Origin of the sequence: Methylocystis silviterrae, from assembly GCF_013350005.1 — a bacterium.
Lineage (GTDB): Bacteria > Pseudomonadota > Alphaproteobacteria > Rhizobiales > Beijerinckiaceae > Methylocystis > Methylocystis silviterrae.
Genome location: NZ_JABVWW010000024.1, coordinates 1 through 26,833, shown reverse-complemented (window position 1 = coordinate 26,833; position 26,833 = coordinate 1). Strand labels below are relative to the sequence as shown.

At 61.6% G+C, this 26,833-nt stretch carries 21 protein-coding genes; 9 read left to right on the top strand and 12 right to left on the bottom strand.

The annotated features are described in order from the left end of the window. Positions 1–384 precede the first annotated feature (384 nt). Genes HUN39_RS16935 through HUN39_RS16925 form a run of 3 tightly spaced genes read left to right on the top strand, consistent with a single transcriptional unit; the run spans position 385 to position 4,039 of the window. Positions 385–1,602, top strand: a complete 1,218-nt coding sequence (locus tag HUN39_RS16935; RefSeq protein WP_175095623.1) for an ABC-three component system protein — start codon at positions 385–387, stop codon at positions 1,600–1,602. Next, a complete protein-coding gene (locus HUN39_RS16930; protein ID WP_175095622.1) occupies positions 1,599–2,084 on the top strand; it encodes a three component ABC system middle component in 486 nt (161 codons plus the stop codon). Before HUN39_RS16935 ends, HUN39_RS16930 begins: the two co-directional genes overlap by 4 nt. Further along, positions 2,081–4,039 carry a DUF3732 domain-containing protein gene (locus tag HUN39_RS16925; protein WP_175095621.1) on the top strand — a complete coding sequence of 653 codons (1,959 nt, stop codon included), beginning with the start codon at positions 2,081–2,083 and terminating at the stop codon, positions 4,037–4,039. Before HUN39_RS16930 ends, HUN39_RS16925 begins: the two co-directional genes overlap by 4 nt. 141 nt (positions 4,040–4,180) lie before the next feature. Here HUN39_RS16925 and HUN39_RS16920 read toward each other — a convergent pair whose 3' ends face one another. The 4 genes from HUN39_RS16920 to HUN39_RS16905 form a co-directional block, all read right to left on the bottom strand. After that, positions 4,181–5,185 carry a DUF7146 domain-containing protein gene (locus HUN39_RS16920; protein ID WP_175095620.1) on the bottom strand — a complete coding sequence of 335 codons (1,005 nt, stop codon included), beginning with the start codon at positions 5,183–5,185 and terminating at the stop codon, positions 4,181–4,183. A 14-nt stretch (positions 5,186–5,199) separates the two neighbouring features. Further along, a complete protein-coding gene (locus HUN39_RS16915) occupies positions 5,200–9,645 on the bottom strand; it encodes a strawberry notch-like NTP hydrolase domain-containing protein (RefSeq protein WP_175095619.1) in 4,446 nt (1,481 codons plus the stop codon). A 144-nt stretch (positions 9,646–9,789) separates the two neighbouring features. After that, positions 9,790–10,200, bottom strand: coding sequence for a hypothetical protein (locus HUN39_RS16910; protein ID WP_175095618.1), 411 nt, complete (start codon positions 10,198–10,200; stop codon positions 9,790–9,792). Positions 10,201–10,375: 175 nt separating this feature from the next. After that, a complete protein-coding gene (locus tag HUN39_RS16905) occupies positions 10,376–12,439 on the bottom strand; it encodes a ParB/RepB/Spo0J family partition protein (protein ID WP_175095617.1) in 2,064 nt (687 codons plus the stop codon). A gap of 833 nt (positions 12,440–13,272) precedes the next feature. Between HUN39_RS16905 and HUN39_RS16900 the strand changes: the two genes are divergently transcribed. After that, positions 13,273–13,836, top strand: coding sequence for a helix-turn-helix domain-containing protein (locus tag HUN39_RS16900; protein WP_175095616.1), 564 nt, complete (start codon positions 13,273–13,275; stop codon positions 13,834–13,836). A 293-nt stretch (positions 13,837–14,129) separates the two neighbouring features. On the opposite strand, the gene HUN39_RS16895 is transcribed toward HUN39_RS16900, so the two are convergent. The 8 genes from HUN39_RS16895 to HUN39_RS16860 form a co-directional block, all read right to left on the bottom strand. After that, positions 14,130–16,445, bottom strand: a complete 2,316-nt coding sequence (locus HUN39_RS16895) for an ATP-binding protein (RefSeq protein ID WP_175095615.1) — start codon at positions 16,443–16,445, stop codon at positions 14,130–14,132. Then, positions 16,445–17,902, bottom strand: a complete 1,458-nt coding sequence (locus tag HUN39_RS16890) for a metallophosphoesterase (protein ID WP_175095614.1) — start codon at positions 17,900–17,902, stop codon at positions 16,445–16,447. The genes HUN39_RS16895 and HUN39_RS16890 overlap by 1 nt, the downstream gene beginning before the upstream one ends. Before the next feature lie 257 nt (positions 17,903–18,159). After that, positions 18,160–19,068, bottom strand: coding sequence for a DUF7146 domain-containing protein (locus tag HUN39_RS16885; protein WP_175095613.1), 909 nt, complete (start codon positions 19,066–19,068; stop codon positions 18,160–18,162). 2 nt (positions 19,069–19,070) lie between these two features. Continuing rightward, positions 19,071–19,634, bottom strand: a complete 564-nt coding sequence (locus HUN39_RS16880) for a thermonuclease family protein (RefSeq protein ID WP_175095612.1) — start codon at positions 19,632–19,634, stop codon at positions 19,071–19,073. An 8-nt stretch (positions 19,635–19,642) separates the two neighbouring features. Further along, the gene (locus tag HUN39_RS16875) at positions 19,643–20,407 is read right to left on the bottom strand and encodes a hypothetical protein (RefSeq protein ID WP_175095611.1); all 765 of its coding nucleotides are present in this window, start codon (positions 20,405–20,407) and stop codon (positions 19,643–19,645) included. A gap of 23 nt (positions 20,408–20,430) precedes the next feature. Next, positions 20,431–20,970: a hypothetical protein gene (locus tag HUN39_RS16870; protein ID WP_154454047.1), complete on the bottom strand. Its 540-nt coding sequence runs from the start codon at positions 20,968–20,970 to the stop codon at positions 20,431–20,433. 233 nt (positions 20,971–21,203) lie between these two features. After that, positions 21,204–21,821, bottom strand: a complete 618-nt coding sequence (locus tag HUN39_RS16865) for a hypothetical protein (RefSeq protein WP_175095610.1) — start codon at positions 21,819–21,821, stop codon at positions 21,204–21,206. Continuing rightward, a complete protein-coding gene (locus HUN39_RS16860; RefSeq protein ID WP_175095609.1) occupies positions 21,818–22,150 on the bottom strand; it encodes a hypothetical protein in 333 nt (110 codons plus the stop codon). Before HUN39_RS16860 ends, HUN39_RS16865 begins: the two co-directional genes overlap by 4 nt. Positions 22,151–22,299: 149 nt before the next feature. Here HUN39_RS16860 and HUN39_RS16855 point away from each other — a divergent pair, with 149 nt between their 5' ends. The 5 genes from HUN39_RS16855 to HUN39_RS16835 form a co-directional block, all read left to right on the top strand. After that, positions 22,300–23,145 carry a lytic transglycosylase domain-containing protein gene (locus HUN39_RS16855; RefSeq protein WP_232366174.1) on the top strand — a complete coding sequence of 282 codons (846 nt, stop codon included), beginning with the start codon at positions 22,300–22,302 and terminating at the stop codon, positions 23,143–23,145. Further along, positions 23,142–23,459, top strand: coding sequence for a TrbC/VirB2 family protein (locus HUN39_RS16850; RefSeq protein ID WP_175095608.1), 318 nt, complete (start codon positions 23,142–23,144; stop codon positions 23,457–23,459). Before HUN39_RS16855 ends, HUN39_RS16850 begins: the two co-directional genes overlap by 4 nt. After that, complete coding sequence (locus HUN39_RS16845; protein WP_109027240.1) at positions 23,459–23,749, top strand: type IV secretion system protein VirB3; 291 nt, start codon at positions 23,459–23,461, stop codon at positions 23,747–23,749. The genes HUN39_RS16850 and HUN39_RS16845 overlap by 1 nt, the downstream gene beginning before the upstream one ends. 9 nt (positions 23,750–23,758) lie before the next feature. Continuing rightward, a complete protein-coding gene (locus tag HUN39_RS16840; protein ID WP_175095607.1) occupies positions 23,759–26,194 on the top strand; it encodes a VirB4 family type IV secretion system protein in 2,436 nt (811 codons plus the stop codon). Further along, positions 26,184–26,833: hypothetical protein (locus HUN39_RS16835; RefSeq protein WP_175095606.1), on the top strand; the 650-nt coding region annotated here is incomplete at its 3' end. The genes HUN39_RS16840 and HUN39_RS16835, both read left to right, overlap by 11 nt.

Here is a 26,833-nt window from a genome sequence, read left to right as displayed (position 1 = left end):
GCAATGCGCCAGAACCAGTCGCCGAATGAACGCTGATAGCACACGCTAGTCTGGTGGTAGCTCAACGGGGGTTCCCACGGCGTCTAACCCGCTCTCACTGAATGCTGAGAATGTTAATGCCTTTCGCGTCCCGATATTTCGAAGTGAGTAGGGCTTTTCGAACAGCCATAAAACCTGGGATCAAGCGAATAAGGCTCGATCAACCCACCTTGCTCCGCGGCTTCGCATGATCCAAAGTTCTCGATAAAATCGAAGGCCAATCGGCTAATCCGGGGTAATTGAAGGTGTACAAGGCGTCGCGCGCGCTGACCGCAAGTATCAGAGCGCGCGGAAGCGCAACTCCGGTTCGAATGGGCGAGTAAACCGAACTGGGGTTTCGACAGCATGGACCAGGTTCAATCGAGCGCAACGCACGCGGCCGCGGGGTCGGCGCTGGGCTTCTGGTACCAGGCTTTCTACGCCCTGCGGGCTCTGGTGATACTCAACACAGACGACGCGGCGGTGGGCATCGAGCAGCTGGACGACGTGGTGCTGAAAGCCGACGGCCAGACCTTGCTGTTTCAGCTGAAGCATTCGATCAGCGCTAACCCGCCCGCAATCACCCTCAAGTCGCGGTCGCTGTGGCAGACGATGAAGGTCTGGATCGACGCGCTGCCCGGTCTAACCTTGGCCGAGACCTCGCTGCACCTCGTCGCCGTGGGCGAGATCCCCGAGGGCAGCCCGCTCTTGGCATTGACCGACACCGAGGCTGATCGCGCCGACCTAGTGACGGCCATGACCGAGGAGGCTGAGCGCGTACTGGAGACGCGCGACGCCGCAGCGAAGGCCAAAAAAACGCTGCCCCACGGAGACCGCGTGGATGGCTGTCAAGCTTTCCTCGCCCTATCCAAACTCGAGCGCCTGAATCTCCTCCGCCGTGCCGTCATTCGGCCAGACAGCCCGACGGTCGCCGAGATTGAGAAGGAGATTGCCAGCTACTTCTACCTCGTCCTGCCCGAGCATCGCCCAGCGGTGGCCAAGCGGCTCGTCGAGTGGTGGGACCGGCAGGTCGTCTACTCGCTGTGTGGTGAGCGGGAGCGCGTCATCGCGCGGGCCGAGCTGCAGAGCCAGATCATGACGATTGTCGCCGACCTTGAGCAGGAGAAGCTCGTGCCCGAGTTCGAGCAGGTTGGGCCGCCCGATGACTACCAGCCCGACGGAATGCTCGCCCGCCAGATCGAGCTGGTGAAGGGCAAGTCGTTCGACCTTAAACGGGCGATCCGAGAGGAGTGGAAAGCCCGCGAACAGAGGGGGCGCTGGGCCGCAGGCAACCCGGCGATGAAGGCGAAGATCACCGCGTACGATCACGTGTTACGGGAGCATTGGTCCGATCGCCACGATGAGATGGCCGACGCGTGCGCCGCGCTCGAAGACGATAAGAAATGCGCGTCGGGCCTTGAGCTCCTGCGTTGGACTCACAATGAGGCCCCGATCACAATCCGTCCCATCGCCGAGGGCTGGGGCGCGGCCTACTACGTCCGCGGCAGCTACCAGGTGCTCGCGATAAACCTGCAGGTCGGCTGGCATCCAGACTTTAAGGCGAGGCTGGGGGGCGACAAATGAGAGTCGCTCACGACGTTTATGCCGAGACCAATCCGGCGTTTTGCGCTGCCGCGCTCGTCGAGTTCACGAAGGCCTACCTATCGGCTCGGCCGGAGGGTCCGGAGACGCCGGTCGCTTACTTGGCGCTGCCGGTGGCGCTGTCCGGGGAGTTCGCCACCGCGTTCGACGGCACCAACAAGAATACCGGCCTGCGCGAATGGCTGGAGCGCAGCCCTCAGGTGCAGGTCGGGCTTGGCGAGCGTGTGAACGCTTCGCTCGATATTGTCACGGACGCGATCCGGTTCGGCTGCTTCGCACGCGTACTCGCGATCGGGAAAGGTGCCCGCCTCATTCTGGGCGACAAGACGCTGAAGCGGAGCGCGATCAACGCGCTCGGCGACGAGCCGGAACAGGCGATCAAGCGCGCGGCGCGTCTCGGATACTGGTTCGCGACCGCCGGCTCGACGCGGTCGGTGTTCGCCATCATGGGTCTTACGTTATGACGCGCTGGAACATCGCCACGATCTTCTTCCTCGGCGTATCAGGCCAGCGCCGCGAAGTGAGCTTCGTGCCCAACGCCATGAACATCATCACGGGCGCGTCCGGGACGGGGAAGTCCACTCTCATCAAGGCCATCGACTACTGCCTCGGCTCCAGCAAATGCGAGCTGCCCGCCCATGTGCGGCGGCGCAGCATCGCGGTAGGCGTGAAGTGGGTGGCGGGCGATACCGAGATGATCGTGGGACGCATAATCCCGCCCGTGGGGCAGGCGACCAGCACGCGCATGTTCACCGCGGCCGGCCGGAACCTGGCTCTGCCCGATGGGGTCGACGGGTTCGACGGAGCAACAACGCTGGAGGCCGCAAAGGCCTTCATCGAGCGGGCATTTGGGATCGGCGATGTGGGCGGCGACCCTGACGTCGCCAGCGCAGGCGGGCGGGCCACAGTGCGCCTCGTTACGCCCTACCTGTTTGTGACGAAAGAGGTGATCTACAGCGAGTCCACGCTCCTTCACGGCTTGGAGAAGGCGGACAAGGCGCGCGACATCGTCGCCGCCCTTCCCTACTTCCTGCGGGTGACCGACGAGGCGAGCGCGATGGACGAGCGGCGGCTGAGGCAGCTGCAGCGGGCACTTGAAAAGGAAGAGGCGCGCCAGCGCTCCCGCGCCGCGGCGGAGACCATGCTCAAGCAGCGAGCGACGAGCCTTCTGGAGGAAGCCCGTCGCCTTGAGCTCGCCGCGCCGCCTTCGGTGGAGGCGACGGAAGCTTCGCTACTGGCGGAGCTGAAGACGGTCTCCGAGACGCAGCTCCAGGCGAGCGCATATCCCAGCGAGGGCGAGCTTGGCGCGCTGAACCGGCGCCGTCGGGAGATCCTGAGCGAACTGGTTGTCGTGCGCCGTCGCTCCCAGGCGACTCGCACAGCGCTTCGTGAAGCTACAGGCTTTCAAGGGACGGTCGCTCGTCAGCGGGACAAGCTGACGCTCGCCGAGCATCTGCACCTCGACGGGATCGCTGGGTCATGCCCGGTCTGCGATGCTCCGTCCGAACGTGGTCGCGAGATGGCAGCAGCTCTGCAACAGACGCTGACCAACGTGCGGGCCGAAAGCGTCGCAGTCGATCGCGTGAGGCCGCGCCTGGTCGAACATGACCGGGCGCTTGATGAGGAGATCGGCCGGCTCAACGCCGAGCTGCGCCGCATCGACGACCAGATCCAAACCTGGCTTCGCCAGAGCGAGGAGACCCGCCGCCTGGCCGATCTTGGGCAGCTTCGCGCGCATCTCCTGGGCCGGATCTCCTACTTCCTGGAGGCGAGCGTGGACGAGCCGCGTCAGGCCACACGCGATCTCGCCGTTCTGCGCGGGGAGATCGCCGAACTTGAGGCACGGGTCGACCGGGAAGCAAAGGAGATCAAGCTAAATCGTGCTGAGAGCAAGGTCTCGCAGTTCGCATCCGAGGCGCTCGCCGCCTTGCCCACGGTGGCGCCGTGCATCGGGTCGGAGCTGGACTTCTCGTCTCGCCGGCCGGAGGTCACCGTCATCGAGGCAGACAGCGGGGCAGTGCTGCGCTTACCTGACGTCGGGTCCGACCAGAATTACCTTGCGATCCACATCGCACTCTCTTTCGCGCTGCAGCGCTACTTCGAGGCCGTCAACGCCCCGGTCCCAGGCCTGCTAGTGCTCGACCAGATTAGCCGGCCCTACTTCCCGAAGAGCGGCGAAGACGAGGACGAGGCGGAGATCTCCGGCGGCGAGGAGGACGAGGACGTGCAGGCGATGCGCAGGCACATCGACTTCCTGTTCGCCGAAACGGCATGCCGGAAGGGTCTACAAGTGCTTCTAATTGAGCACGCCTATTTCGCGGACGATCCTCGCTACGTCGCGGCGACGCGAGAGCGGTGGACCCGCGCGTCCGGGCGGGCGCTGATACCGCTTAACTGGCCGACGCGGGGCGACCAATAAGTATCGCCGCTCCGAAGACTTCGTCTTCCGCTCCTTCCGGATTGATCGGATTTACATGGCGGAAGCGGACCCCGCCAAGGTCCACTACGGGTCAAATAAGCCCTCGGTGACACGCACCAGGAGCGTCTGCTTTCCTCGAACTCAGACATTGGCAGTGAATTTCACGAAACGGAGCCGAAGGCATTCCAATGCAATATGCCGTAGTTCGTCGTTGAAATCGTTTCCCTGCGAGACAATTGTTTCAGCTTCGACGCCAGCAGCCTCAGCGCGTTCCGCAAGCTTGCGCGCGGCATTTCGTCCGGCTCCATCATTGTCAGCGGCGATGATCAAGCGACGCAACCCGGCTGGAACCTCCCACGCCGCGAGATGCGCCGCCGAGACCGCCGCGACCATTGGGCTGTTGGGAAAAGCGCTCTTGAGCGAAAGCACGGTTTCGATCCCTTCGCCGATGATGGCGAATTCGTCGATGGGGCCAAAGCGCACGCCGTTGCCACGAATGGCGCCGAGCGAACGCCGCGGCGACTCGACGTTCGCTTTGACGTTGCGCGCCGGATCAAAAAACGTCCGATGAATGCCTGTGATCTCGTCGTTATTGTCAGTGACGGCGGCGACCAGCGCCGGCAATCTGCGTGAGAGCCCGTCCCGACTTTCACGATAGATCAGCGCCGGGTGATAGCGCAGCGGCGCGTGACTCAAATCAGCGGTGATTTTTCGCGAACGCAAATACGCCTCGGCTTTTGTACCGATAATCGGCTGCGAAGCCGCCCAGATTTTGCGGGCGAGCGCGATCGTGTCGCATTCACCTGAATTCCGACCGCGACTCTCGGTCGTCGTCTCGCGCGGCGCGACCAAGAAGCGTCGCGCCTCGTCGAGCGTGTCGCGGAAGGACGTAAGCCCTTCTCGTTCCCGGATGAGATCGAGAAGGTCGCCATGTTGGTCCGTCGCGCCATCCGTCCACTTTCCACGCGCGCCCTTGCCGGAGAGCGGCCCTTTGAGCCGCACATACAGACTGCGGCCCGCATTGTTGTTGACGTCGCCAACGATCCAGTAATTGCCGCATCGACGACCGTTCGACAGATAATGTTTGCAAACGGCCTCGACATGTTCGGCGAGGCTGCTGGACAGAGTCCGGGCCGGGCTTTCCATCATCGCCTCCCGCATTACGAATTGACGCGGGTCGCGGGCGCGACGCGGAGCAGCGGATAGAGGGCAAGAAGTCTCTCGACGATTTTTGAAGCCTCATCGCCCAGCGGAGCGAAGAGCCGTAGCTTCCAGGCGATGATCTCGGAGACGAGACCCTGCGCTTTCAGGCGCTCGACCATCGTGTCGGAGAAGCCTGTGAGTTCGAGCCGATGCCGGTTCATCACGAGCGCACGCTTGAGCACCAGCCCGTCAGTCAGGACGAGGCTCGCGCCATCTTGCATGACCGCCGCAATGGCGGCGGGTGGCGCGAGGGCAGGCGCGCCGGCGCCCGTCGCCTCAAGGAGCATAGCGGCGCTTGCCGGCGAGACGAGCCGGCCAATGACCCGTTCGCCCTGATCGGTCTGCAGGCGATAGACCCGCGCGGCCTCGTCGGGGAGCCTATTCCAGACCGGCAGCAGGAGGCCGGTCACGATATGGAACGTGCTCTCGGTCAGTTCGGGAAGGGAGGCGGCCTCGCTCTCCCATGCCCGCTGAAATTCTTCTGAAGATGCATCGCGCCAATGCGAGCGCTCCAGCGCCTCAACCGTGATCACATCGGCATGGGCAGGCCGCAGCAGCCGAACGCGTGGTACGACCGAGCCGTCATCCTGCATCAACGCGGACGCCGGCAGCTTCACCGCCGCGCGGCCCGACTGGTCGTTGATCATCAGTCGCGACTTTTGCGCAGCCGTCGCATAGCCGAGCGCCGCGTCGAGCGTCGTGATCCGCGTCTTATCCTTGCGCAGGATGGTCAAGAGCTGCGTTTCCGCGCCGCTCCCGCCATGGACGGCGATGGTCTGGCGATTATTGACGACGAGGCTTTCCGCCATCAGCGTTTCTACGCCGACATCGAAGACGCCGGCCTCGATCGCCGCCTCGATTTGCGCCGCCATCAGCCCCTCGAACACGTCGAAGAGAAGATTCTGCAACGCGATCGGCAGTGCGAGGATGCGGTTGAGGAAAGTCGAAATCGGCGGCAGCTCCTCCTTGAGGCTGCCGTCCTGATCGGTGAGATCGAGGCCGGTCGCTTCCGTAAAGCCCGTCAGCGAGCAGCCTTCGACCTTGCCGGCGAAGACGAGCTGAAACAGCCGGCGCAACGCCGCGCGACCGTAACGGGATTCGAGATTGTCCTCCGGCCGGAACAGGCCCTGACCTCCTGTCTGGCGCTGGCCGCGCGTGATGGCGCCGAGCGTGTCAAGCCGACGGGCGATCGTCGAGAGAAAGCGCTTTTCTCCTTTCACGTTGGTCGCGACCGGCCGGAACAATGGCGGCTGCGCTTGATTGGTGCGGTTGGTGCGCCCTAAGCCCTGAATGGCGTTATCCGCCTTCCAGCCGGGTTCGAGCAGATAGTGGACGCGCAGGCGCTGGTTCCTGGCGGTCCGCTCGGCGTGATAGGAGCGGCCCGTGCCGCCGGCATCGGAAAAAACGAGGATGCGCTTCTCGTCATCCATGAAGGCCTGCGTTTCACCAAGATTGGCGGAGGCCGGCCGGTTCTCGACGCAAAGCCGGTCGGAGCCATCGGCGTTGGTCTTGCGCACGATCCGCCTTGAGCGGCCGGTGACCTCGGCCACTATATCCGTCCCGAAACGCTGAACAATCTGGTCGAGCGCGCCCTGCACGGCGGGCAGCGCCGCGAGATGCTCGATCAGACGATCCCGTCGTTCCATCGCCTCGCGCGACTGGACCGGATTGCCGTGCTCGTCGATTACCGGGCGCGAGTGAAGATCGCCATTCTCGTCGGAATAGACTTCAAAAAGCTGTGTCGGGAAAGAATGGGCGAGGTAGTCGAGAACATATTCGCGCGGGGTGATATCGCAGGAAAGATCGCCCCATTCCGAGGACGGGATTTCCGCAAGGCGGCGCTCCATCAAGGCTTCGCTGGTCGAGACGATCTGGATGACGGCGCTATGGCCGGCTTCCAAATCGCGCTCGATCGACGCGATGAGGCTTGGGACCTTCATCGCCGTGATCAGATGATTGAAGAAGCGCTGCTTGTTGGATTCGAAAGCCGAACGCGCCGCGGCCTTGGCGTTACGATTATAGGCCCTGCCGCCTTCACCGGTGATGTTCGCCGCCTCCAGCGCCGCGGTCAGATTATTGTGAATGATCTCGAATGCGCCGGCATAGGCGTCATAGATACGGATTTGCTCCACTGAGAGCGGATGCTCCAGCATCTCGACCTCGACCCCCGCATAAGAGAGGGCGCGCGACGCATAGAGACCGAGGCTTTTCAGATCGCGCGCCAGCACCTCCATGGCGGCGATGCCGCCCGCCTCCATCGCCACGACGAAATCGGCGCGCGTCGCGAAGGGCATGTCGGTCGAGCCCCAGAGGCCGAGACGCGTCGCATAAGCGAGATTGGCGACGGTCGTCGCCCCGGTCGCCGAGACATAGAGGACACGCGCGCCGGGCAGGGCGTTCTGTAATCTCAATCCGGCGCGGCCCTGCTGCGAGGCGGTCTTCTCGCCGCGCTCGCCCTTGTCGCCCGCCGCATTGGCGAGCGCATGCGCCTCGTCGAAGACGATGACGCCGTCGAAATCGGCGCCTAACCAGTCGATGATCTGTGACAGACGCGACGCCTTAACCGCGCCATCGCGGCCTTGCCGTTCATCCGAGCGCAGGGTTGCATAGGTCGTAAAGAGAATGCCCTCAGAGAGCTTGATCGGCGCGCCCTGCTTGAAGCGGGACTGCGGAACGATCTGCAGCTTCTCCTGGCCAAGCGCGGACCAATCGCGCTGCGCGTCCTCACACAGCTTGTCGGATTTCGAGATCCAGAGCGCCTTGCGACGGCCCTTCAGCCAATTGTCGAGGACGACGCCCGCGACCTGACGTCCTTTACCGGCGCCGGTGCCGTCGCCAAGATAATAGCCGCGGCGAAAGCGGACCGCCTTCTCGGCGTCATCCGGCGCGACGGAGACCGTGTCAAAACTTTCGGTGACGAGGAAGGCGCCGGCGAGAAGGTCGCTATGGGCTCCGCCGGCATAGATGACGCTCTCAAGCTGCGCGTCCGAAAGGCGCCCAGACTCGATCACGCTCTTTGGCAGATGCGGTCGATAGCTGGGCTTTGGCGGCGCGACCGACGCCATGGCGGCGGATTGAACGAGCGTCGTCGGATGCGGCTTCGCGCCGTCAATTGAGATCGACTGCACCGCATAGGGCTCATAGAGCCCGGCGCTGAGCGCGCCGCCCTCGGGCGCTTTCCAGTCGCGACACTCACAGGCGAGTTCGACGATCTCCGCGCGCGGGCTAGGGGAGGGAAGAGCGACGGCGTTGCGATGCGCTGACTCCGCAAAGGCGAGACGCGGCGCGGCGCGGCGCGGTTCAATGATCGGCGTGAAACGCTTCGCGGTCGAACGGACGCCTACCTGGATAGGCTTATCGCTATAGCCAACCGCGGCAGCAAGAGACGCGCGTGGCGGAATTTCGCGCTGCACCTGCGCGAGCAATTCCGAGAGATCGGCGACCGGACCGAAGCCCGCGACAAATTCTTTCGGGTTTTCCGAGGGCGTTTTGTCGAAGACCGAAAGCCGGCTTTCGACGCTCGTCCCATGCCGCGCGAAAAATCCGCGCGCGAGCGAGGCCGTGAACACCAGCCGGCCCTGTTCCTGCAAGCGTTCGAAGCTTCGACGCCAGCTGTTCACGGTCGGGGAGAAATTCTCACCCGTGATGGCGACGAGGCGTCCGCCATTTCGAAGGCGCGCGAGAGAAGCGCGGATATGCTCGAAAGTCGCCGCGGCGTGCCGTCCCTCGATCAAGGGCGACGCGGAGAAGGGCGGGTTCATCAAGACGACGCTGGGAACCAGATCGGCGTCGAGACGATCGTGGAGCTGCGCGCCGTCGATGCGGCTGAGCGGCGCTTCAGGAAATAGACGTTTCAGGAGATCGGCGCGCGTCTCTCCCCATTCATTGAGGATGAGTTTCGCGCCGGCGCGTTCGGCCTGGATGGCCAACATCCCCGTGCCGGCGGAAGGCTCAAGCACGACATCGCCCGGAACGATCCCCGCCGCGATGCTCGCGACATAGGCGAATTCCAGCGGCGTCGAGAATTGCTGCAGCGCTTGGGCTTCCTCCGAGCGGCGCGTTTCGCTCGGCAGCAGCGCGGCGATTTTCTTGAGCATGGCGAGAAGGCGCGCCGGATCATTGGCAGCCCGCGCGGCCATTGCCGGCCCATAGCGGCGCAGAAACAGAACCTGCGCCGCCTCGACCACCTCATAGGCGTCTTTCCAGCTCCAGGCGCCTTGCGCATCGCTCGCGCCGAACGCGCCTTCCATCGCCGCACGCAGGGCAGGGGCGTCGATGACGCGTCCCTTTGCAAGATGCGTGACGAGTGTCTGGGCCGCCATCATCAGCGCATGCGGCTTGTCTGTCGAAATGAAGGAAAGTTCGGATTGTTCGCGGGGCGTAGCAGCGAGGATCGGGCTCATCGATTGTCTCCGGGATTGTGACCGGCCCGGGACGCTCTCTCTTTGCTCCTCCCGGGCTCGCCCTCCCGGCCAAGCCCTTTTCCTCTTCTCTCCCCCCGCCGTCGCGCCGACGATCAGCGCCGTGACGCCGCCGCCGCCAATCCGTCAGAACGACGACGCCGATTTTTGTGATGACTTACTGCGCCGCGCAACGGCGTTCTCGCGACAGCGGGCGCGCCAGGCGATTGCGTAAGGCCGATCCGTCGGCGTCAACAGATCCAGAATGTCCTCGGGGCAGTCGCTCGCGCAGGGCCCCATAGCTTCGGTCATATCTTTGTAGCCGAAGATGAATCCTTCCGGATCACGCGGGTTGTAGTAGGTGAGGCAGACAAGCGCGAAGACCTCACGTGCGCCGTCGCTGCGCTGCTGCTCGAGGGCGGCGTAGTACGTGTCGCCAAGGAGCTTTGAGCACAGGATCTTCGATCGGCCTTCCGCATTCTCGAAGCTGAATTGCGCGTCGAGATAGTCACGCGGTCCTGCATGACCGCCGAGCGATTGCATATAGAGCCAGCCCATGGCGGCGCCTTTCAAAACAGAGGGAAGATGCGCGCGTTCAGGACGCGCGACGGTGTCGGGAGACAGAGATTCAGCGAGTGACGAATGCGCTTCTTGAGCGGGCGACGAAACGTCAGCGTCGACGCGGCAGATGCGGCGAAAGGCGGGACGGCGCGCGCCATCCCGCCGCTGAGCATCATTCCGCGGCTGTGGCGCGCGGCTCCTCTTCCTCGGCGTCGAGCAAAGCCGCGTCTTCGTCATCGCCCAGGAAATCCGGCAAGGCATCGCTTTCTTGCTTTTGGACGATTGCCGCGTCAGCATCATCCGTTGTCGAGCCGCGAAGCGGCTCGGGCAACCAGCCTGTTCCCTGGAGCAGACGCTGGGCCTCGACCGCCATGTCGGATTTTTTCAGATGGTCGATCATCTGCGCGGTCGCTTCGCCCTTGGCCTCGCGCACCGCCGCTAGAATCCGCGCCTTGGTCACCTTGCCGAAATAGCTCTCAACAGTCGGCGTCCAATGCGCGCTCATATCGAGCCCGACATGTTCGGCCAGTCGATCGGCATGATCCAGCGCCTTTGAGCGGCGTTCGTGCGGAAGCTGCAGCGCGTTGACGCTCTGGCCGACGCAGAAGGCGAAAAGTCCGGCCGTCGATTCGCGGTCCGCTTTCACCAGCCAGTCCCAAAGATCGTCCGATTTCTTTGGCAGTCGCAATTGCCAATGCCCCAGCGCTTCATCATTCGCCCGCGCAGTGGCGAGATCGGCGAGGCCGGAGGCATAGGGACCGAGGGGGACGGATTTGGCGTCGATCTCGATGCAGCCGTCGAAGCGGCCGGAAGAGTAAAAACTCATCAGCGCCAGCGCGTGGGTCGCCGCGAGAAACGCCGCCTCCGGCTCATTGGCGAGCGCGACGCGCAGCGCGAGCGTGCGATGGGCGGTAAGTTCGCTCATCAATCGGTCGGACAGTTTTGACGAGACTTCCGTCTCGTCATGGTCGGCCGCGTCTCCATCGGGACTGCCGACTGCGACGTCGCCAACGCGCTTTGCAGCGCCCCCCGATCCCGTGGATTCGCCGCCAGCGGGCGCACCTGCGGGCTCCTCATCCTCGGGGCGAACAAAGCCGCGCTCGACCTTGAGGGCGCCGTCATAGTCGATGCTGACGAATATTCCGGCGCGCGAGATTTCGGTCGGATCGTAGATGGCCGGTCGCTCGTCAACCGCCGCAATCTCCTTTTCGAGTTCCGCGAGCTTGCGGTCGACCTCCTCGGGAAGATCTTCTTCGCTCTCGTGTTCGTCCGACAAAGCGTCATATTCGGCGAGCGCGGCGTCGTAACGCGCCTGCTGCTCCTCCGAGATCGGCGCGTAGCTTGCCGGCAGCCGCCGCAGCCCATTCGAGTGGCCATAGGGAAAATCGATCGCGATCTCCGACCACTTCCAGCCTTCGGCGCGCAGCGCGTCGGCCGCTTCCGCGAGTTTTTCCCGCGCAAGGCGATCAAGCAGCGCCATATCCTGCAGCCAGCCGCCATGATCCTGCTGGAAGAGATCGCGAAGGATGACCCCGCCCGCCGCCTCATAGGCTTCAACGCCGACGAAGACCGCGCGCTTGTCGCCCGCCTTCACCGCGCCTTCGGTCAGCAGACGCCGGATCGTGTAGGGCTCCTTGATGTAAGAACGGTTGAGAGTCTTCCAAACTTCCTCCTGCCGCGCATGGTCGTCGGTGACGCAAAAGGCCATGAGTTGCTCGAGGCTCAATTCTTCGGCGACGTAAAGGTCGAGCAGCTTCTGGCTCGCCGCTGCGAGTTTCAGTCTCTGTCGCACCACCGGCGCGCCGACGAAAAACCGCGCGGCGATCTCTTCAATCGTGACGCCCTGATCCTGCAGACTCTTGAACGCCCGAAACTGATCGAGCGGATGCAGCGCCTCGCGCATTGTGTTCTCGGCGAGCGAATCCTCCTCCTCGATCCCGTCGGTTTTCACGATGCACGGAACGGGCGCGTTTTTCGCGAGGCGCTTCTGCTTGACGAGCAGTTTAAGCGCCACGAGACGTCGCCCGCCCGCGCTGACCGCGAATTGACCCGTTTCCGCGCCCTGGTCGTCCACGACAGGCCGCACGCTCAAGGACTGCAACAATCCCCGCCACGAAATATCCTCGGCCAGATCCTCGACGCTCACCCCCGCCTTGATCCGGCGCACATTCGCGTCCGACGCTACGAGCTTGTCGAGCGCGATATCCCGCGCCGCCGTCAAAACAATCTTTGACATGTCCCTGAACTCCGCGACGGATGGGCGAGAGCCTCTCTCTCACCCTCTGCTCCGTCGAAAAGCCCAAAGGGCTCTCTCGCTCTCGGGCTGCCACCTCACTGCCGCCGCACCCGGACACGTTCCGCACCTCGGCGCCCGCGCGCGCGTAAGCTTTGGCGACCGCGGCGAGCGGCGCATAGGACAGCGCGTGCCAGGGCGGCGGATCGGCTAGCTTGCCGACCGCGATCATCGGACCGAGAAGCGCGAGGTCCGCGACTTTGCCGAAATCGACCATGCGGCTATCGATCACGGGCAAGCCGGCCGCGACCGCCGCAGCTTTGACCGGCTCGCAGTCATAACCGCTCAACCAGCCGCTCTCGTAATGCAATGAAAACCCGCCTCTTCCGATGAAGAGATGCCCGCCGTCAATGGCGAGGGCCTTGGCGATCGTCTCGCCGTAGTTGTTGGTCATGCGCGAAACCTCCACGACGGGCGCGCGGGAGCCTCTCTCTCGCTTTCCATCCCGTCGTGAAACGTGCTCACCGCTCTCGCTCTTCGCAAAAACAGCAGCGAAAAGCCCGGTCCGCGACTGGGGGCGGCCGTCTCGCTCGCCTTGGTCGCTTGACGAGCCATAGCCTTGCTTTGGGCGCGCAGCGACGCGACGCCAAGCAGGCCAAGTCTAATAAACTGGCAAAAATTCCCGGATTGCCCTTGGCAGTCGCGCGAGAATCTATGACAGTGCGGGGGCGGTGTCGTGACTTTTCCGGGGCAAGATGATAGGCGGCGGGCCAAAGCGGTCACGTAAGGCGGATAATGCGGGGGGTACGGCTGAGGCGGATCGACGACGCCGGCTCATGGTCGTCACGATCGCTGATCGGCTTGAGTCGCCCTATCTCGCAAACCTTGCGAATCGACTGATCGCCGAACAGTCGAAGAGCGGCTTGTCGAAGCCGGAATTCGCCGAATTCGTCGGCATGTCCGGCTCGCAGTTTCGCTATGTGCGTCGGCGGCTCGGCAACCCGTCCATCACAATGTTGGCGGAAATCTCGAAAAAGCTTCGCGTCCCGCTCTACGAGTTGCTTGAAGCCAAGCCGGTTCGCGACCGCAAGAATCCCTCCGGGCCGAAAATGGTCGAGACGATCGGCACCGTCGTGAACGAGCGCTTCCGTAAAAGCGGCCTGACCAAACAGGAATTCGCGAAATTTCTGAACGTTTCCCTGCCGCAGCTCTACCTCATCACCGATGGCGTATCGAACCCATCGCTGCTCGTGCTGGTCGAACTCGCGGAACGATTGAACATCAGCTTGTGGGAATTGCTCGGCGTCGAGTCGCCACGCAAAGCGGCGAGCGGCGCCAAACGCGCGGCGACCCCAAAAACTTCGCGAGTTGCGCGGCTTCCATCTCAACGAGGAGCCTGAGGAAAGAACGCAGAAGGACAGTTTCCTCGTTTTTCGTTACCTGAGGAAGGTAACAAAATGACTATTTGCGGAAATTCCCCGTCGGGCCCCAAGGCCGCCACCATGGGCGACACGCGGTCAATTAGAGCTTCGCACTTGGCCTCAAACTGTCAGACGCAACTACAGCGCCGACGCCACTGATCCCAACCACGTCGCGGTGTAATTTTCGTCTTGGCCTCGAACAGCATTCCGAAGCTATGGTGTCATTCGCGACAGTGGCGAACAATCGGAGGATCTTGACGCTAAGACCGGCTCTAGTCGGAACTATCAGTCCGCAGGATGTCCGCCCTGACCTCAAATCGTTTACGTTCGCCTTGTGTTGGAATGAAGCTCGCCCGAATTGCATCCGGAATCGGAATGAACAATCGATCCTTTAGAACGATCGTGGCAGTCGGAAATGACCCGCCTCCTGCGGGAGCTTCCACGGGCTCTCGGGTTTGAAGATCATAATACAGACCGAACTGCCCCGAATGGTGCAGAAAAATAAACAAGGTCTTCTGTCCGCCCCAGACGACCGACGTGCGATGAGGCTGCAAGAAAAACTCTCCCATTTCCTCTCGCGCCTTGTCCGTGATGGCCAAGAAGCAGCGATATCCGCGTAAGGCCGGTTCATTGTCATCGATAACGAGCAGCTTGGCCGACGTTGCGACCTCCTGCCTGGTGATAGCAGGCGCAGGTTCTAGATCGAGGGCTACTTCGGTCGCGGCATTCTGCAGAAATTGTTCATTCTGGATCACATCTGGGACAACGTCACGCGCACTCGCAGCGTGATCGACCACTTGGATGCTGGACCGCACTGCTGTTCGCGACCGCTCCACAGCCTGGTCGAGCGAAATCTTCCCTTCGTTGTAGTCATCCCAGATGGTCGGAAGACTGCCAAGATCGTCATCGGCGTACTCAAACATTTCGCGGGGGCGCCGGATCGCCTTCAGAAACGCCTCCGCACCTTGGCGCGTGCTGCTGGGAACATAGTCGGCCACGCGGGGGAAGATGACGTTACGCACAAAATCCTTGGCCATGCTTTGGAACGCAGTGAACTCGGTATCGTAAAGACCAAGAAGCAGCTTCACCGTTTGACCATCTGGATTCAGCGTGACCCTGACCCGCTCATGCCGCTTCTCTACCAAGACGGGAAGACCATGGCTGATTGTCCCGAAGTCGACATCGCATGTAAGAAAATAGTCGGACTCCAATATGGTCTGAATACGAAACGCCAATCCGCTCTCGGCCATGGTCAACTCACTGAGCCGACGGCGTTCCTTGACGACCGGATGATCCGAAATCAGCGTCACCTTCGCGTGCGAGCGAAGGTAATTCTGCTCACAGCGTCGCCGAGGGTTATTGCGTGCAAGAACGAGCAGCGGAGAATCCTCACTGGCGTGCATATTGATCATCCCTTGGTCGGCCCCTTCGTAGAGCATCATGGGGGCTTTTTTTGAGCGCTCACTCACTTCTAGGAGTCCGATCCTGTCGCCAGGAACAACTGTCATCCGGAGATGGCCACAGAGATCGTAGCGGTTGTGCGCTATTATCCAGTTCATAAACGGGGTGCTGACGTCCGCCTCGTCCCTTTCGGACAGATACCGCGACACAAAGGCATCTATTTCTGTCATCATCGATTGCAGGAACTGCATTCCGTCGACAGTTATTGCTTCGCGCCCTGCCGTGGGTTCGAGCAAGAGAAGATCAACGACACCGCCAAACTGATAGGCCGAGCTAACTGAAGCTGTTGCCAGGCCGAAGCCACTTCGAAACGTACGCAACGTCGACTGACCAGTGCGCAAGACAATACGTCCGGGGATTTGTTTCTGGGCCCAAATAATCTCGGTCAGTTTGATCCAGATGTCCGCGTTATTGGAGAGAACAAGCTCCAAATCGGCGGTCAGCCTGTCCCCGAGCTTTTCAGATTTGCGGTTCAGGCGCCAAGCCTCAGGAACGACAGGCACTGCCTCATCGACAGACCTCTGGCTTACCAGCTCACCGTTGACATAAACAGGAACCGCCACCAGCGAGACAAACTCCGCAATGTAGTTCCGCGCCTGCTGAACGTTTATGTGGGAGCCCGTTGCAATGTGAGCGATGATTGTTGTCCCAGGCTGGCCGTTCGTTGCGACAACCTCGCGTTCGATGCAGTCTTCTTTCAGCGACAACTTGGCCTTCTCAGCCCGGCAGATCGTCCGCTCACCCGTGATGGCGCTTTCAGTCTCAACGGTGAGTGCATCTGCGATGCCGAAATTGGCCATTGCGCCGATGCCAAACGTACCGACAACGCCTGCCGCCCGCGCTGCTTCGTTGTTCTTGCTGCTGCTTCCTGCCGTCCAGTAGTGCTGCTTGAGGTCACCCGGCGTCATGCCAATTCCGTTGTCGAAAATTGTCACCCGATCCGGCGCCAACTGGATATCAATGCGTGGCGTGAACTCAGCGTCGGAAGCGATCCTTTGGCGAACTGCGTCAAAGGCGTTTTGCGTGTTCTCGCGCAGTAGGGCTAGGGGTGACTGGTAAATCTGCTTGGCCAACAGCTGGATAACGCGCTGCGCCTCGATCTGAAATGGGATTAGTTCAGTGGTCATCAGCGCCTCATAGCTTGTTTTACGGCTATCTTGTCTCGAAGTGCTTGGCGTGTGGCCGGGTCCAGGTCGGTTGCTTCATCAAGCGTCGACACGGCTCCTTCGAATTGGTCACGATTAACTAAGGCGGTGATGAGGAGGACCGTTTCCTCGACGTTCTCGGGCGATCCGATCGCGTCGCTCAGGCTCTTCCAATCTTCGGCTCGCCGAAACGCATCAATGGCAAGCTTACGCTGATAAGAACCAGGAGTGAGTTTGACATCGCGCAATGATTCAATGGCATCCCGCAAGCGGCCGGCCCGCAGAGCTTCTTCTGCCCGAATGACGCAAGCTCGATCATTTGTTTCGGCGGCGTCGATGGGGCGGCCCGCAACGTCTGTCGCCGCCTGCCAAGTCAGTTCCGAAAACCCTTGCAAAAACGCACCGTTTCGTTTGCCGCTAAACTGCTCGCCATCGGTCATTTCGCGAACATGGACCCTTGCACTACGCAACGTATCGTCGATCACGATCAGGTTGTACTGGCGGTTCACACCACGCGGCAGTTCCCGCGCCCCGGCGCATAGCGAACCAGCCGACGCTACACCCATAGACTGGGTCTCATTAAGATAAATGTACTGGGTAGTCGCCTCCGCAACATGCTGGTGGCCGTGGATGCCCAGCTGAAATCCCAAGCCGACCATCTCCCGAACTTGGCCCGCCTCCATATAGTCTTCTCTTTGGGGAGGGCCTTGGAAGCTGTGGTGCCAGACGGCAATCCGAAGACCGTAGCGATGCGGGCGGTCACGCAGGTGAAGATTGCATCGGGCGATGGCACCACGTGGTATCGCGCCAGAATAACTGAAGCAATCGTTGCGATGAATCGAATCGAACGCGGCGACGATGATGCTGCGATCAAGCAATTCAAAGAGTTGGTAGCCGCGGTTTCGATCGATGCCAGCGGCAAGGGATACGCCCTCGTAAAAGTTCTCGACCAAGTCCCAGTAGAATCCCATTCGCATGGCATATGCGTTGTGATCATGGACACGGTACAAAGCCCGCTCACGCCACGACCATCGATAGTTGCTGTCCGGTTCGACCAGGGCCCGGCGGACATCCGTCGGCCACTGATCCTCTGGGACGCGTTCCATTGCGGCAAAAGAGGTGTTCCAACAGACATCATGGTTACCCGGAACGATGATAAGCTTGCTCCGATCGCCCTCCAGAAACCGAATTGCCAATTGCTCGAGAAATGCGGCGACGACCCGATACTGGTCGCGCATCGAGTCCTGCCATCCATTCGCGCCAATTGGGACGCCTTGGACTAGGTCGCCGCTGACCACGATTGCACCGGGCCGCGGGACCGGCGGCATTTCCCCGAGGTAGCGATCGCCGTCGCCAAGTAGCGCGGCAATCAAGGAATCATTATCGACAGGTTCTTCACGCGATCGATGCAAATCAGAAATATGTAGAATCGTGAACAATCGCACCCCCGTGCGGTTCGAAACTCCGGAACATCTGATTGTCACGCATTTTGGTCAATCCGTCACTTGGTAGCGCCGCCGAAGGAACCGGCGGCGACATTCTCCACAGCAATTCGCGCGTACATTGTGATTCGATCGGAATCGTCTGCATTGGCTCCCCTCAGTCCGTCGTCAGCCTCGATGTACGAGGTTTTTCGGGTCGAACCCGGAAAGACACGGCCCCTCAGCAATGTCCGGACTTGGCGCCAAGCAGCGGTTCATTCCTCGATGATGCGTTTCAAGGCTTCGCCGTGATCCCCAGAGACGGTCTTGTAAAGCTTGTCAAAGTCCTGCCCCTCGGCGGCGCAAAAGCGGATGCGAACCCCAATTTCAGGATGCGCGGCGCGAAATTCACGTGCGGCCTTTAGGCCAGGTCCATCGTTGTCGGCATAGATCGTGAGCCTCGTCACGTCGCTGGGCCAATTGACGACGCCGAAACGATCGGCGCCAAGCGTCGCCCATACAGGCTCGCTGAATAGCAATTGCGCGGCCCATGCCTTCTCGAAACCTTCGGCGATCCCAAGGGAGGGAGTGACCGGTGCGAGGCGGAGCATAGACGCGCCAAGCGGGCCGATCGTGCGCCGCGGAAATTCAACGTCGGCTTTGCGCCGGCCGCGCGGATGCAGCAAGGTGAGTTGAACGCCAACGATTTCGCGCGACGGCGCCTGGGCGGCGGCGACAAGACAGGGCAGGGCGCTTCGCGGCCGCTCTTTGTCGTAACGATAGGAGGGCAGGAAGCGGATTGACGCCGGCGGCGTGGTCGGTAGACCGCGCTCCGCTAAGAAGCCCTCGGCAATCGTCCCCTTAACGGGCACCGCCGATTGCCAGATTCGGCGCGCATAGACGCTCGTGGTTTTCGGCGCCGGCTTGTCGTTGAGCGGCGGTCGATCTGTGATTTCGGCGCGCGCGTTCGGGTCAACGGCGTTGATGGAGGCGATAACATCGCGCGGATCACAGCCGGCGAAGCAATGCAGGATCACGCCCTTGTCGCCGTCGTTGACGCTGAGCGAGGGCCGTCGATCGCCGCGTTGCTTTCCATGAGTCTTGACCGGACAATGGCAGAGATAGCCACGTCCCTCGCGTCGCCCGCCCAGGAGCTGAGCGACGGCATGGGCGCTTGCCAGCATCGCTATCGCGGTCGAGCGCCGCGCGCCGCTTCGATGAGGATCTTCGACGGGTGGGGAAGGTCGGCCGCAGCCCAAAGGCCGCGCTTTGCTTTCGACGCCTCACTCTCGGCGACGCCGTATTCAAATTTCGTCGGCTTGCCGGCGGCGTCAGTCGCCGCGAACGCGAAGCCCTGCGTAATAAGCACGGTTCCGAGGTCGAGTGTGTTGCTCCCGATATGAACGGCGCAAACCGAGAAGATGACTGGTGGCGCGCCAGCCTGCGCAATAGCAGTGCATCGAGGCGTCGCGTCGCGAACGACCGCAGCGAGATAGGCGAGCGATACCTCCCCGCAATCGGTGCGGACCTTGGCTGAGTTCGTGAAAAACGTCCCCCGAATGCAGCTTTGAACGCCATAGAGGCGGAAAGCCTGTCCGTTCGTGGACCAGCTGTCTCCCGTCTGAAAGGTGACGCCGGACTGCGGAAAGTCAAACACGGGGAGCGCAGGCGGAGTCTGCGTCTGTGCACTGCCGACCGCGGGGAGCGCCGTCGATGCGATGACGAGGGCGAGTCGTACTACGGTGCGCATGACTTTAATCAAGCCAGATTTGGGGGAAGTTGCACGGGCGCATTGCCCGGCGTCGGCGGAATGACGCCGTTCGGCGTCGTGCCGTTGCCGGGGCACTCAGTGCCACCATTGTTTCCGCCATTACCCGGTTTGCAGGTGGCGGCTGCTTGGTTGATCTTGCTCTGGATCGCGCCACCCCAGGAGCATATCGACTGGTTATTTCCGTCGAGGTTGGCGGACCCGTTCGCGAGAGTCGCATTTGTTGCCCGCACGCCGCCATTGCCTGCGGTTGGGCAAGCCCCGCCGTGTGACTGCATGAATGCGATGTCGCTTTTGCAGATCAGCTGACCGAACTGGAAGCAGGCCATCAACATACCTGATGTGACGGGCGTTCCGTCGATATTGCGATTGTTGGCGAGCGTCGTGTAGCCGCCGCGTGTATTGGAATTGCCGACCTGCTGCGCCCAGGTGCACACCTGCTGTTGCATCGGGAGGCGCAGATATTCATCGGACGTCATGCCTTGCGGAAGATTCCCGCGTGTAAGCTGAAGGACGCCAAAGTTGTTGCCATTCGACTCGCAGGTATTGCCCCCAGACTCGGCCATCGCCGCTCCGCCAAAATTGCATGCGTTGCTTTTCAGTGTGTCACTGGCGCTGTCGCAGTTTTGGATTGCAGTGGCGACGTCGGACGCGGAATAATGCTGATTGGTGCAGCCCGCCGCGAAAAACGCCTCGACCGGCGAGCCGCCCGCCGTGGTAAGCAACGCTGCGATTGTGAATGAGTGGCGTCGCATTTCGGGCCTCTTGCGGGAAACGGCTATCGGAGATTGACGCGAACGGAAAGCGCGGTCTTCTGACCGGCGGAAACGTCGGTGAAAGAAATTGCGCGCGACACGGGGTCGAACGACGCGATGGTCATGTATTGCGAATTTGCATTGGATGACGCGTCGTAGCCGGCATTGCCGCGTACCGACGAAATCGGCAGCGTCGTATCGGCGACAACCTGCACCTTTCCACCGACAACTTCGGCGATGCGGACCGGGCAAATCAAGGCGTTCTCAGCCGCGGAGCTCGATTCGCAGCCGTCATTGATCGCAGATACGACATAGGAGCGACCGTTTCCCGAGAAAGTCGCCGTCCAGACTTGCGCGATCGATTTTAGGTGAGCGCTCGGAGCCGCCCGCTGCAGGGCGTTGCGGCTCGCTTGAAGCTGCGGCAGCTTGTCGGCCCAAATGACGCTTTGCAAGTCGCCGGCGCCGACAAGCGAAAATTCCTGAGCGATAAGGCGATGTGATTCAGCTTGTGCGGCGCCGGCGGTGAACGGAATGAGAAGCGCGATGACGGTTGCAGCGCTCATGACGACCTCCTTCACATTGCCAGTCAATGCCATGGATACGGCGGGACCGCGCGGCGGCGTCAAAGGCGCAAAGCGCCGACAGAAAATCCGAGGGTCCGCTTGTGGAGACGGATTTTGTGATTGACGCTCATAGCCGCCCGCTCGCGCTATCATCCGCATGGTCGGCCTTGATCGCGAGGGAAGGGTGATGTGCTGCATGGCGTGGCTCCTTTTCATCAGCCGCTGACGGCGCGCTACCGCACCGCATTCTCCGGGTGAAGTGGCACGGATTGAGCGCAGCGGTCGATCTCTTGATGCGACACAGTGTAGCGCAGGCGGATCGTGCGCGTCGGAACATCGTAAGCGGCATAAGTGACGGTCGCGGTCGAGTCCTCAGCCGGCGCGCCAGGCGTCTTCTCGACAAAGCATGCGGCGCCGTCGATGGCGCTGTAGCTGTTGTTTTCAAACGTCGCGAGACGCGACGGGCAAACCTTGATTCGGATACCTTGTGTTGGCGACGGATACTCGTCGGTGCACAGGTAGGGCGTGCTGAGCACGCTGAAGGCGACGAGTTTCGTCTGGAAATTGATCGAGAAGTGCCACTCGCTGGCGCCGCGATTGCCAACAGCGATGCTCATATTGAGCCCACCAGGATCGATGGGCGCCGACTTCCTGTTGCTCTCATCGAGCCTGTCCTGCCAAAGCGACGCGAATGATTCGGCTTCGCCGCGCGGGAACGTAAGGTCCGAATAGGCGACGGGGCGCCAAGTTCCCGGGTCCGCCGTGTAGGTCTGCGCGATTGCAACGGCGGAGTAACAGCCAACAAGAAGGATCGCGGCGCTCTTGGCGCGCAAAAGCTCCCAACAATTCATTGCGGGCGCTTCGGCAGGATAAGGCGCAGAACGGAAATCGCCCCTTTTGCAAAGCGATACAGAACGTAGCTCAGCAAGAAAATCGGGAGAGCTTCAAGCAACGCGGCGCCATTCTTTCGCACGCGCGTTTCCGTCCCGGGAAAAAATACAGCGTTCAACAGAAATTCGATCGGAAAGAGGAACCAGCCAAAAACCTGCAAGGGCTGCTCGTCCAGCCACTGCACCACCGCCATCGCGCCGACGGTCATCACAATGATAGCACCTTCAATGAGGCCTAACGACCGAACGGCAGGCTCGTAATAATGGTTGTTTGGTTCGCTATTCGACATGAAACGCCCCGCCTGACTGGTTGTCGCGCGCGGTCACGAAAGCGCCCGCCGCAATGACGCGCCTCGAAAGCCTAATAGCGCACTTTTTTGGAGATTGCCATTTTATTAGATGCGCGTTACAGGAGGGGCGACTCCACGGGAGTTTCGCCATGCGGAAACTTTTGCTGCCTGCCCTGTGTTGCGTGTTCCCAGCGCTAAACGCCCACGCACAAGAGCACGGCGCGCGCATAAGCGCGCCGACCGCGGTGATCGCGAGGGCTGAAGGTGTTCATCAGGATGCGCCGACCAAAGTTGTGCCAGAGAGGTTCGGGCGGCTCGTCGCCGTTGACGCGGCGGCACAATCGGACATCCCCGTCGCTCAGCCTCCCGCCAAGATGCGTCAGCCGTCGATCGACGCGGCGCTGACCGGCGAGGGTGCTCTCCCTGAGCGCTGTGAAAGTGCGATGGACGACGCGAGCCTGCGCGATCTCGTCGCGCGCGAGGCGACAAGCGTCGGCGTCGATGGAAAACTAGCCCTCACGATTCTTTCGCTCGAATCCAATGACGGAGCGGACTTAAATTCACGCAAGGGCGCGCGCGGCCCCCTGCAGCTGATGCCGGACACAGCGGCCCAATATGGCGTTCACGACATATGCAATCCGGCCGAGAATGTGCATGGAGCGATGCTCTTCCTGAGAGACCTCAGCGCACAATTTGGCGGGAATTTGATGCTCATCGCCGCAGCTTATAACGCCGGGCCCGAGCGGGTCTACCAATCGCGCGGCGTGCCCGCGATTGCGGAGACGGTGCGCTACGTCGCGAACGCAACCAACAAGTATTACGGCCTTGAAGGGGCTTCGACGCGGCAACCCGGGGGCGTGGCCAAGCAATCGAGATTTCACGCGCCGTCCGTTCAAGAGACTACGGAGAAGCCAAAGGCTGATTCCAAAGGACCGCAATGGATCGGCGGTTCGGTGCTTTACGTCAGCAGCGACGATCAGGGAGAACAGAAATGAACTTTTGGAGGAGGCGCGATTGTCTGTTGCCGAGTTTGATTATCTGCATTTTGATTTTTGCGGCAAGCGACCCGGCGCTAGCCTCCTCCGCAACCTTTCAGCCGCTCAATACCGCGCTGTCGAGCGTTCTCGATTTTATGACGGGGACCTTCGCTACCACAGCCGCAACGGTTGCCGTCGCGGCGGTCGGGTATCTCGCGCTCACATCGCGCATTCCGTGGGGATGGGCGTTCTCCGTCGTCATCGGCGTCGCGCTGATCTTCGGGGCAGCGCAGGTAGTCACGTCACTCACCGGCGGGATGGGGGGACGCTGATGGCCTTTAGAAGGCCCAAACTAGACCCTCTCGTTGGCGGCCTGACGCGCCCGCCTATGATGCTTGGCGTTCCTTATGTGCTGTTTGTTCTCGAATGCTGCGTTGTCGTGCTGATCTTCATCAACACCAAGAATCTGCTGATGTTCCTGCTTTTTCCGCCGATCCACGCCGTGGCCTATGTGCTCACGGTCCGGGACAATCGCTTTGTCGATGTGATCCTGACGCGCTTCGGCAAGTGTCCAATTACCCGCAATCACCGATTTTGGGGTGGCGACTCCTACCAGCCGTAAGGTGGCGATTTGGCGAAACTCGCAAAGCACATTCTGCGGTCTTTGACGTTCGGCGCGATCGAGGCGAAAGAGGCCGCGATTGCGAAGCATATCCCCTATCTACGCCACGTCGAGGAACAGATCGTCAAAACCAAAGACGGTCATTTCCTCATGGTCGTGAAGATCGGCGGCTTCTGCTTCCAGACGGCCGATCAAGCCGACATCGACATGCGGCTCACGGCGCGCAACACGCTCCTGCGCGCGATGAACGACAGCCGCTTCGCCGTCTATTGTCACACGATACGCCGGGAGGTCGTGCCCGAAATTGGCGGCGCTTTCGATAACTGGTTCTGCCAGGAGCTGGATCGCCGCTACATGGCGGGACAGGCGAAAAAGCGCATGTTTGTCAATGATCTCTATGTGACGATCATTCGGCGCGGCTTCGTCGGCAAGGTCGGCATGGCGGAGAGGGCCGCGACTCTGTTTCGCAAGGGCCTCGGCGTCGAAGAAAAGGAAATCGAGCGCGAGGCGATCCGCGAGCTGAAGGACACGACGGCGAACTATTACAGGGAGATGGCGAGCTATGCGCCGCGAATACTCGGCTGTGTGATGCGAAACGGCGTCGTCTGCTCCGAAATCGCCGAGTTCCTGGCGATGTTGATCAACGGCGGCGCGCCGCTGAGCCTCGCGCTGCCGCGCATGCCTCTCGACGCCTATCTGCCGACAAAGCGCGTCACCTTCGGCAAAAAGGCGCTGGAGCTGCGCGGCGCCGCGTCGGCCGATACGCGTTTCGGGGCCCTGCTCTCGGTACGTGAATATCCCGCCTATACGGGGGCCGGGATGCTCGACGGGCTGCTCCGCATTCCCCATGAGCTGATCGTGTCGCAGTCCTTCGCGCTCGAAGACCGGGCGCCGGTGATAACGCATATTGCGAAGGTCGAGCGCCAGATCAAAGCCTCCGACGAGGCCGGAACGGAAGTCGAGGCGGCGATCACCATCGCCCGCAATGAACTGGTCACCGGCGCGACGGTGCTCGGCTACCATCATCTGACGGTCTGCGCGCTCGGCCGCACGATCCGCGAGATGGAATCCTGCGTGCAGGCCGCGACGCAGGAGCTGCAGAATTTCGGGACGATCATCGTTCGCGAAGACATGAACGCTGAGCCTTGCTTCTGGGCGCAGTTACCGGGCAATTTCAGTTATATCGCGCGCCGCTCGCTGATTTCTTCGCGTAATTTCGTCGGCTTTGCGTCGCTTCACAATTTCGCGGTCGGTCAGAAGGACCGGAATCGTTGGGGACCGGCAATCTCGGTCCTGGAGACGACGAGCCAGACGCCCTATTGGTTCAACTTCCATCGACGGCAGGTTGGCAATTTTACCGTCGTCGGCCCGACCGGCTCCGGCAAGACCGTCGGGCTCGGCTTTCTGCTCGCGCAAGCGATGCGTGTCACGCCGCGCCCGCGCGTCGCCTTCTTCGACAAGGATCGCGGCGCCGATCCGCTGATCCGGGCGATGGGCGGCTCCTATGAGGTGCTGGCGCCGGGCGTGCCAACCGGCTTCAACCCGCTGCAACTGGCGGGGTCTGCCGAAGACCGCGCCTTTCTCCACGACTTGCTGAGCTTCATGGTCCGGCCACGCGATGGCTCGGACCTGTCGGCGCAGCAAATCAGGATTATCGAATGCGCGGTCGACCAGATTTTCTCGATTCCCGCGCGCGAGCGCCGGTTTTCCGACGTTGCGCAATTGCTGCGCGGCGCCGAACGAATGGGGCAGGACGATCTCGCGTCGCGCTTCGACGTCTGGACCAAGGCGCGCGGCTGGCTGTTCAATAATGACGTCGATCGCTGGTCAGCCACAAACGGCGTCTTCGGCTTCGACATGACGAAAGTGCTCGAAGACGACGATATTCGCACCGCAGCGCTCGGCTACATTTTCCACCGCATTGAAGCGATGATGGATGGCGCACCCATGATGCTGTTCATCGATGAGGGATGGAAAATCCTGACCGACGACAAATTTGCGTCTTTCCTCAACGACAAGCTGAAAACCATCCGTAAGCTCAACGGCATTGTTGGATTCGGAACACAGTCGGCGAAAGACATTATCCAGTCGCCCATGGGGCATACGCTGCTCGAACAGACGCCAACGAATATCTTTTTCCCGAATGCGAAGGCGGATCACGCGAGCTATGTCGAAGGCTTCAAGCTGTCGGAACGCGAGTTCGAATGGGTTCTCAACACCCACCCCGACTCCCGTCAGTTTTTGATCAAGCATGACCAGGACTCGGTCATCGCGCGTCTCGATCTGTCGGATATGCCCGATTTTGTGAAAGTACTCTCGGGCAATGTCGAGACGGTCGCCGAATGCGAGGAATTGCGCGCGCGGGTCGGGGATGATCCGCGCATCTGGGTGCCCATCTTCTGCGATTGGACCGAAGCCCGAAAGGAGGTGGCCGATGCGGCTTAGCCTTGGCGTCGCCGTGGCCGGCTTCTTGTGGGCCGCCGCGGCGGGCGCGGCCGTGCCTGTGATCGATCCGCCACGCGAGGGGACGGAAAAGAGCATCGCGGATTGCATGAAGAAGGCGCGGGTCTATAAGGACCAGACGCTCGAGCCGTCGCAAGCGATCACCAAGAGCCATAAGACGCCGGGTTCGGCGGCCGGCTCCGTGCCCCCTGCGGGCGACGCTGACGTGTCGGGTTCCCGGTCCGACGCGTCCGGTGGTTCGCTCTCCAATATGGATCTGAGCAATCTAACGCCGGCGCAGCCGACAAGTGGGCCCGCCGCCTATACACCGCAGTCCCTCAATTTGAAGGCGTCGGCGCAAACGGTTTCATCGCTGCAACAAATGGCGCCAGCGCTGGCCTCGAACACGTCGGATCAACGCTACGCGTCGCTGGCGATCGGCGCGCTGCCGCTCGCGCAGGGCGCATGGGACCAAAACAGTCAAGCGAGATCGAATATTGGCGCGCTTTGGAACCAGCTGATTATGGCCGGGCTTCTGACCACGCAACTCGTGAATCAGCGCAACGTCAATGTCACAGGCGGCAGCAGTTACGCCGCCAATATTTTTAGCTTCGACCCCGCACGGGCGACATTCGTCGACCC

What these genes read in the sequence shown, in the direction of transcription:
- HUN39_RS16935 (WP_175095623.1), top strand. Translation starts at nt 385, where the DNA reads ATGGACCAGGTTCAATCGAGCGCAACGCACGCGGCCGCGGGGTCGGCG.
- HUN39_RS16930 (WP_175095622.1), top strand. Translation starts at nt 1,599, where the DNA reads ATGAGAGTCGCTCACGACGTTTATGCCGAGACCAATCCGGCGTTTTGC.
- HUN39_RS16925 (WP_175095621.1), top strand. Translation starts at nt 2,081, where the DNA reads ATGACGCGCTGGAACATCGCCACGATCTTCTTCCTCGGCGTATCAGGC.
- HUN39_RS16920 (WP_175095620.1), bottom strand. Translation starts at nt 5,185, where the DNA reads ATGGAAAGCCCGGCCCGGACTCTGTCCAGCAGCCTCGCCGAACATGTC.
- HUN39_RS16915 (WP_175095619.1), bottom strand. Translation starts at nt 9,645, where the DNA reads ATGAGCCCGATCCTCGCTGCTACGCCCCGCGAACAATCCGAACTTTCC.
- HUN39_RS16910 (WP_175095618.1), bottom strand. Translation starts at nt 10,200, where the DNA reads ATGGGCTGGCTCTATATGCAATCGCTCGGCGGTCATGCAGGACCGCGT.
- HUN39_RS16905 (WP_175095617.1), bottom strand. Translation starts at nt 12,439, where the DNA reads ATGTCAAAGATTGTTTTGACGGCGGCGCGGGATATCGCGCTCGACAAG.
- HUN39_RS16900 (WP_175095616.1), top strand. Translation starts at nt 13,273, where the DNA reads ATGGTCGTCACGATCGCTGATCGGCTTGAGTCGCCCTATCTCGCAAAC.
- HUN39_RS16895 (WP_175095615.1), bottom strand. Translation starts at nt 16,445, where the DNA reads ATGACCACTGAACTAATCCCATTTCAGATCGAGGCGCAGCGCGTTATC.
- HUN39_RS16885 (WP_175095613.1), bottom strand. Translation starts at nt 19,068, where the DNA reads ATGCTGGCAAGCGCCCATGCCGTCGCTCAGCTCCTGGGCGGGCGACGC.
- HUN39_RS16880 (WP_175095612.1), bottom strand. Translation starts at nt 19,634, where the DNA reads ATGCGCACCGTAGTACGACTCGCCCTCGTCATCGCATCGACGGCGCTC.
- HUN39_RS16875 (WP_175095611.1), bottom strand. Translation starts at nt 20,407, where the DNA reads ATGCGACGCCACTCATTCACAATCGCAGCGTTGCTTACCACGGCGGGC.
- HUN39_RS16870 (WP_154454047.1), bottom strand. Translation starts at nt 20,970, where the DNA reads ATGAGCGCTGCAACCGTCATCGCGCTTCTCATTCCGTTCACCGCCGGC.
- HUN39_RS16865 (WP_175095610.1), bottom strand. Translation starts at nt 21,821, where the DNA reads ATGAATTGTTGGGAGCTTTTGCGCGCCAAGAGCGCCGCGATCCTTCTT.
- HUN39_RS16860 (WP_175095609.1), bottom strand. Translation starts at nt 22,150, where the DNA reads ATGTCGAATAGCGAACCAAACAACCATTATTACGAGCCTGCCGTTCGG.
- HUN39_RS16855 (WP_232366174.1), top strand. Translation starts at nt 22,300, where the DNA reads ATGCGGAAACTTTTGCTGCCTGCCCTGTGTTGCGTGTTCCCAGCGCTA.
- HUN39_RS16850 (WP_175095608.1), top strand. Translation starts at nt 23,142, where the DNA reads ATGAACTTTTGGAGGAGGCGCGATTGTCTGTTGCCGAGTTTGATTATC.
- HUN39_RS16845 (WP_109027240.1), top strand. Translation starts at nt 23,459, where the DNA reads ATGGCCTTTAGAAGGCCCAAACTAGACCCTCTCGTTGGCGGCCTGACG.